Source organism: Geminicoccus sp. (assembly GCF_035556675.1).
Classification (GTDB): domain Bacteria; phylum Pseudomonadota; class Alphaproteobacteria; order Geminicoccales; family Geminicoccaceae; genus Geminicoccus.
Genome location: NZ_DATMFZ010000377.1, coordinates 1 through 6,500 on the forward strand (window position 1 = coordinate 1; position 6,500 = coordinate 6,500).

A 6,500-nucleotide genomic window follows, 5' to 3' on the forward strand; every position below is an offset into this window, starting at 1 on the left:
CCGGCTGCTGGAGGAGATCGGCCAACATGGCCAGGCCTCGTTCCTGGCGGTGCTGAAGGCGTTCGGCCGGCAGGGGACGGGCCATCTCTCGTTCTGCATGCCGGGCTGGACCCTGGCGATCGACCTTCCCGAGCGCCAAGGCGTGATCGAGCTGCTGGATGCGCTGGAGCGGATCGTGCTGGATGCGGGCGGGCGGATCTATCTGGCCAAGGACAGCCAGCTTTCCGCGGGAGGCTTCGCCAGCATGTACCCGCAGCTCGACCGGTTCCGCGCGGTGCTGGGCCGGGTCGATCCGGACGGGCGCTGGCAGAGCGGCCTGTCCCGGCGCCTTCGCATCCATGCGCCGGTGCGGGAGGCCGTCCATGGCTGAGACCTGGCTGATCCTGGGCGCCTCGTCCAGCCTGGCCCGTGCCATCGCCCGCGAGGCCGCCTCCCGCGGCCACGACCTGCTGCTGGCCGGTCGCGACCAGGCCGACCTGGAGCGCAGTGCCGCCGATCTTCGGCACCGGTTCGGCGTGCGCGCCCAGGCGCTGCCGTTCGACGCGCTGGACACGGCGAGCCATGCCGGGTTCGTCCAGGACGTGGTGGAGCGGGCGACGGGCCCGCTCACCGTGGTGGTGGCGTTCGCGGTGATGACGCCACAGGACCTGGCCGAGCGCGAGCCGGACACCGCCCTCGCCATGATCGCCGCCGGTTATGCCGGGGCGGTGTCGATCCTGCTGCGGCTGATCCCCCATTTCGAGCGGGCGCGGGCCGGCCGGGTGGTGGTGATCGGCTCGGTCGCGGGCGACCGGGGGCGGCGCTCCAACTATGTGTACGGCTCGGTGAAGGCGGGCCTAGCCACCTTCACCGAGGGGCTGCGCGCCCGGCTGTACTGGTCCGGCGTGCCGGTCACCCTGATCAAGCCCGGCTTCCTCGACACCGCGATGACCTGGCCGATGAAGGCCGGGCCGCTCATGGCCGATCCCGCGAGTGCGGCGCGCAGCATCGTGACGGCCGCGGAGAAGGGCCGGCAGACTGCCTATGTGCCGTTCGTCTGGTGGGGGATCATGCAGGTGATCCGGCTGATCCCGGGCCGGATCATGCAGCGGCTGAGCTTCTAGCTGGGCGGTCTGCGTCATTCGAGAACATGGCTCAGCCGATCATCGGCAACCCATGCTGCACAATGATCCACACGTGCAGCGCACGACGGTGTCGGCTGCTGCTGCGAGGTGGAGCACCAGAATGCCGAGGTAGTATGGATTGAGCCTGAGGCATGAGCCTATTGTACGCTTGTTGTATGTCCGATATTCGGCGCAACACATGTTGACGAACCATTGAATCAACCAACTTCGTACATTGAAAGCTTCCGGAAAATCCTCCTCGTAAAGACCCGGCTGGTTCAGGCGGTTCAAATCGAAGAGGATCAGGATGCCTGTGATCGAAAACTCTACCTATCTCGACCTGACATCCTTTCGCCTCACCGATAAGACCACAGTCGTTGAGGCCTATGACCTGGATCCTTCCAGCATCGAGCCGCTGTCGGGCGACATCAAGATACAGGTCGCTCTGTTCCTGGAACGGGTCGGCGATCCAACTGAACTGTTGAACCAGGACTGGGCGACCCGGCAGGCGACGCTCGCCCAGATGGAAGCCGATGGCACCTTGTGGTCGACCTACGGGGCCGATCCGGCCATCTACCAGAACTTCGTCGACAAGCTGCAGGACAGCGGCATCGCGATCATCGATTCTGGCACAGGCTACATCTCGTCGGCCGAGTCCCGCACGGTATGGATCGAACTGACCCCGGACCAGTTCGCCACGACCTTCGGCGCGCCGCTGCTGGTCGGACAGACCATGATTGGCCCTTCGCCCCCGTTCTGGGAAGGAAATCTGTCGATCCCGGACGACTGGAACATCTCCCTCGCGGGCCTGTGGCCCGAGCTGAGTGCCAGCTACGCTGTATCGGGGCTCATCGATCATCCGGTCGACCTGCCGCAGGGGCCGCAGAGCATCGGCAATGCCTCGTCCGAGACATTGCTGGTCACGCCGGACATGCTCGCGAAGATGTACGACTTTCCGCTGACCGGCAGCGCGGCCGCGACGGGCACCATCGCCTTGATCGAAACCGGCATCGGTTCCGCTTTGCCCGGGGACCAAGGAGGGGACGGCTTTCAGGCCCGGCTGGATGCCTACCGCCACGCCCTCGGCATCGACACACCCGGCAGCTACTATGTCGATAATCCTAAGGGACAATATTACGACATCAGCAACACCGGCGTCGGTGGCGAGCGCTCGCTCGATGTTGGCGTGGTGGCAGGGGCGGCGCCCAACAGCACGATCGGGCTCTATGTTGGCGCGGCCGGCAGTCTGGCCTTTTCTGCCTACCAGAGCGCGATCTGGGACCAGGAGAATGACCCGGGCGTCGTCTCCTCCTCGTTCGTCGATATTCGCTACTTCTCGCCCGATTCACCGTTCTTCGCCGCCTATGACGATCTGTTCGTCGACGCGGCGCTGCGCAACCAGTCCGTCTTTCTCATGGCGTACGACGGCGGCTCGGGCAATCAGATCGGCAACGGCCTGACCAACGTCTTCTCCAGCCTGTCCAGTCCCTTCGTGGTGTCGGTAGGGGGCACATCGATCAGCACCTCGAAAGGGGCGGAAAGCGACACGACGCTGGACGAGATCGTGGATCGGGCCAACGACCACGACCTCGCTACCTTGAAGATGCTGATGGCTGGCGGCCTAGACAGGCTGCCGGACGATGCGGACGATACCGCTGCCCTCATCGAAACCGTGTGGAACACCTACACCTTGGACAAAGGTGAGGTGATGCCGGACGATTACTACTGGAATGCCGCGACCTCCGGTGGCGTCGATCCCACCCGGCCGACCCCTTGGTACCAGAATGCCTTCGGCCTTGCCCCCACGACCAGTGATCCTCTTGCCGAAAGCGGTCGTGGTGTACCGGATGTCGCGGCACTTGCCGGCGGCAACCTGTTCTATCAGGTGCCCGGTGCCGACATGACCGACATGGCGTCGGGCTACGGGACCAGTGCCTCGACACCGCTATGGGCGTCGCTCGCCGCCCAGGTCAACGCGGTATTCAGCGACCAGGGCCTGCCGCGGATGGGCTACGTCACCGACCTGCTCTACAACGCGGCGGTGGTCGCGCCCGGTGCGTTCAACGATGTCCAGCTCGGCAACAATACTTCCAGCAGCGCCGGCGGGATTCCCACCGGCTTTGGCTACGAGGCCGGCCCCGGCTATGACCTCACAACCGGCCTGGGCTCGCCCAATGGCGTGCTGCTCACCCGAGCCCTGACGACGATCGCGCACGGTCAACTGTACGGTGAAGGCCCGGGCCTGCTCGGTGCCGACGCCGGCAGCGCTGCCAGCCAGAGCCTCCTGTTCCAGCCGGTGCTGGGTAGCGACGGCACGATCGATGTCGTCACGTCGAACGGGACAGTCTCCTGGGGCGCCGCTGCCGGCTCCGCCTATGCCTGGACCAGTCAACTCGCACAGCAGTCGCTCCAGCAAGACTTCGATGCCAGCCTGGTCCGCCTGTTCGATGGGCACAGCCATGCACGTGCCTATCAGCTGACCCTGGAAGAGGGTGAATCGCTCACGGTCGGCGTCGCTGGCCAGGCGACCACTACCCCGCAGGCCGCCCTGTCGAACGACTATGGCTTCGTCGACTATCTGTCCCTGGATCCGGGTAACGCCGTCCGGGTCGCGCGCGTCGTCGCCGTGGCGGAAACCGCCGGCGGCGCGGACGACCAGGAGGCGATCGTACGCCTGCGTCAGAACGGAACGAAGCAGGCCTCCCTGCTGATCTACGAGGTCGACGATCTCACCGGCACGATCGATGGCTTGGCCCCGGGCGATGCGGGCTATGATGCGGCCAGCCAGGCGCGTGCCTATCGGACCGCCGACGGTGACCGCTGGATCGACGGCCCCGGCTTCGGCGAGTACCTGGAAACCAGCATCCTCGACGTGGATGCCGGCGACCTGATCGCCATGCGCCTGTCCAGTGGCTCCGACCAGTTCTTTGCCTTTGCCCAGGCGAACGAGGCGGTCGACGGTGCCCCGGTCAACCATCTCTGGAACTACGGGCTGAACACCTGGGGGTGGGAGGACATGAAGGGCGGCGGCGACCTGGACTACAATGACATCATCGTCCAGCTCGATTTCATCAGCGCCACTGGCTCACGCCTGGTGGCGTGAGCCGGGGCGGCTCACACGGCCACGAGCCGGCGCACCTCCTCCGGGTCGATCTCGTTCGCTGGGCCCGCCAGCACGATCCGGCCGCGATCCATCACCAGGATCCGGTCGGCATGGCGAAAGGCGAAGTCGAGATATTGCTCAACCAGCAGGATCGCCATCTTTCCGGTGCGCGCCAGGCCGGCCACCACCTCGCCGATCTGGTCGACGATGTTCGGCTGGATGCCCTCGGTCGGCTCGTCCAGCAGCAGCACGCCCGGGTCGGTGACAAGCGCCCTTGCAATCGCCAGCTGCTGCTGCTGGCCGCCCGACAGGTCGCCGCCCTTGCGGTGGAGCATCTGCCTGAGCACCGGGAACAGCTCGTAGAGATGGTCCTCGATCCGGCTGGACCGCCTGGCCGCGAAGCCGGTCTCCAGGTTCTCCTGCACGGTCAGGCGCGGGAAGATCTCGCGGCCCTGCGGCACCAGGGCGATGCCGGCGCGGGCCCGGCCATGGGTCGGCAGGCGGGCCAGGTCCTGGCCGTCCAGCACGACCCGGCCGGTCTTGATCGGCAGCTGGCCGGCGATCGCGCGGAGCAGCGAGGTCTTGCCCACGCCGTTGCGGCCGAGCAGGCAGGTGACCTCGCCCTTCTGCAGTTCCAGCGACACGCCGCGGAGCGCGAGGGACGCGCCATAGGCCAGATGGACGTTTTCCACCGCGAGCATCAGGAGCGCCCCAGATAGACTTGGACGACGGTGGGATCGGCGCGCACCGCGGCGACGCTGCCCTCGGCCAGGACCCGGCCCTCGTGCAGCACGGTGGTCTTGGCCGCCAGCGTCTCGACGAAATGCATGTCGTGCTCGACCACCACCACGGTGTGCTGGCCCTTGAGGCGCAGGATCAGCTCGGCGGTCTTCTCCGTGTCGGCATCGGTCATGCCGGCCACCGGCTCGTCCAGCAGGATCAGCTTCGGGTCCTGGATCAGCAGCATGCCGATCTCCAGCCACTGCTTCTCGCCATGGCTGAGCGAGCCCGCCAGCACCGTGCGCCGCCCGGCGAGGCCGATCGTTTCCAGGACTGAATCGATCCGCTCGGCCGTCTCGGCCCTGGTGCGCATCGCGAGCAGGGTGCCCAGCTTCTGCCCGCCCAGGCTCGCCAGCTCCAGGTTGTCCCGGACCGAGAGCGCCTCGAACACGGTGGGCTTCTGGAACTTCCGCCCGATGCCGAGCCTCGCGATCTCCTCCTCGGCCCGGCGGGTGAGGTCGACCGAGCCCTCGTAGAGCACGGTGCCCGAGGTCGGCCGGGTCTTGCCGGTGATCACGTCCATCATCGTGGTCTTGCCGGCCCCGTTCGGGCCGATGACCGTGCGCAATTCGCCCTTGCCCAGATAGAGCGACAGGCTGTTCAGCGCCTTGAACCCGTCGAAGTCGACGGTGACGCCGTCCACGTAGAGCAGGGTATCGGCGGGCAGGACGTCAGGCGCCGGCATGCTCGGGCTCCAGCTTCTCGGCGGCGGGGGCAGGGGCGGCGCGGCGCAGGCGCAGTTCGGCCAGCGTGCCGATGACACCCTTGGGCAGGAACAGGGTCACGGCCACGAACAGAGCCCCCAGGCCGAACAGCCAGAGCTCGGGGAACAGGCCGGTGAACCAGGATTTCGCACCGTTCACGACGAAGGCGCCCAGCGGTGCGCCGATCAGCGTGCCGCGCCCGCCGACCGCCACCCAGATCGCGACCTCGATCGAGTTGGCCGGCGAGAACTCGGACGGGTTGATGATACCGACCTGCGGCACGTAGAGGGCGCCGGCCACGCCCGCCATCGTCGCGGACAGCGTCCAGACGAACAGCTTGGCGGCCAGCACCCGGTGGCCCAGGAAGCGGGCGCGCGATTCGGCGTCGCGGATCGCGACCAGCAGGCGGCCGAGCGGGGCATCGGCGATCCGGATCGACAGCCAGAGACCGATGGCAAGGGCCAGCACCGAGGCGACATAGAGGCCCAGCCGGGTCTCCATCGCCTGGAGCGGGTAGCCCAGCAGGTCCTTGAAGTCGGTGAGCCCGTTATTGCCGCCAAACCCCATGTCGTTGCGGAAGAAGGCCAGCATCAGGGCATAGGTCATGGCCTGGCTGATGATCGACAGGTAGACGCCGGTGATCCGCGACCGGAAGGCGAACCAGCCGAACACGAAGGCGAGGATGCCCGGCACCAGCGCTACCATGAGCAGGGCGAACGGGAACTGGTCGAAGCCCTGCCAGTACCAGGGCAGCTCCGGCCAGTTCAGGAACACCATGAAGTCCGGCAGGTCCGGATTGCCGTAGACGCC

6 protein-coding genes are annotated in these 6,500 nt (G+C 66.8%); 3 read left to right on the forward strand and 3 right to left on the reverse strand.

Annotated elements, in window-relative coordinates; all coding sequences use genetic code 11:
* The 3 genes from VNS22_RS26690 to VNS22_RS26700 all read left to right on the forward strand — a co-directional run.
* Positions 1-370: D-arabinono-1,4-lactone oxidase (locus VNS22_RS26690; protein ID WP_325737995.1), on the forward strand; the 370-nt coding region annotated here is incomplete at its 5' end.
* The gene (locus VNS22_RS26695; RefSeq protein ID WP_325737997.1) at positions 363-1,103 is read left to right on the forward strand and encodes an SDR family NAD(P)-dependent oxidoreductase; all 741 of its coding nucleotides are present in this window, start codon (positions 363-365) and stop codon (positions 1,101-1,103) included. The genes VNS22_RS26690 and VNS22_RS26695, both read left to right, overlap by 8 nt.
* A gap of 307 nt (positions 1,104-1,410) precedes the next feature.
* Positions 1,411-4,206 (forward strand): DUF4114 domain-containing protein, encoded by a 2,796-nt coding sequence (locus VNS22_RS26700; RefSeq protein ID WP_325737999.1) that lies wholly within the window; start codon positions 1,411-1,413, stop codon positions 4,204-4,206.
* Between the two features lie 11 nt (positions 4,207-4,217).
* Here the strand turns inward: VNS22_RS26700 and urtE are convergent, their stop codons facing one another.
* From urtE to urtC, 3 genes are all read right to left on the reverse strand, one after another.
* Entirely contained in the window at positions 4,218-4,907 is a 690-nt protein-coding gene (gene urtE, locus VNS22_RS26705) for an urea ABC transporter ATP-binding subunit UrtE (protein WP_325738001.1), read from the reverse strand.
* The gene (urtD, locus tag VNS22_RS26710) at positions 4,907-5,671 is read right to left on the reverse strand and encodes an urea ABC transporter ATP-binding protein UrtD (RefSeq protein WP_325738003.1); all 765 of its coding nucleotides are present in this window, start codon (positions 5,669-5,671) and stop codon (positions 4,907-4,909) included. The genes urtE and urtD overlap by 1 nt, the downstream gene beginning before the upstream one ends.
* A partial coding sequence (urtC, locus tag VNS22_RS26715) for an urea ABC transporter permease subunit UrtC (protein ID WP_325738005.1) occupies positions 5,658-6,500 on the reverse strand: 843 nt, incomplete at its 5' end. The genes urtD and urtC, both read right to left, overlap by 14 nt.

Bases quoted from the DNA above. Each gene is read 5' to 3' on its own strand.
- urtD (WP_325738003.1), bottom strand. From the start codon at position 5,671: ATGCCGGCGCCTGACGTCCTGCCCGCCGATACCCTGCTCTACGTGGAC.
- VNS22_RS26700 (WP_325737999.1), top strand. From the start codon at position 1,411: ATGCCTGTGATCGAAAACTCTACCTATCTCGACCTGACATCCTTTCGC.
- VNS22_RS26695 (WP_325737997.1), top strand. From the start codon at position 363: ATGGCTGAGACCTGGCTGATCCTGGGCGCCTCGTCCAGCCTGGCCCGT.
- urtE (WP_325738001.1), bottom strand. From the start codon at position 4,907: ATGCTCGCGGTGGAAAACGTCCATCTGGCCTATGGCGCGTCCCTCGCG.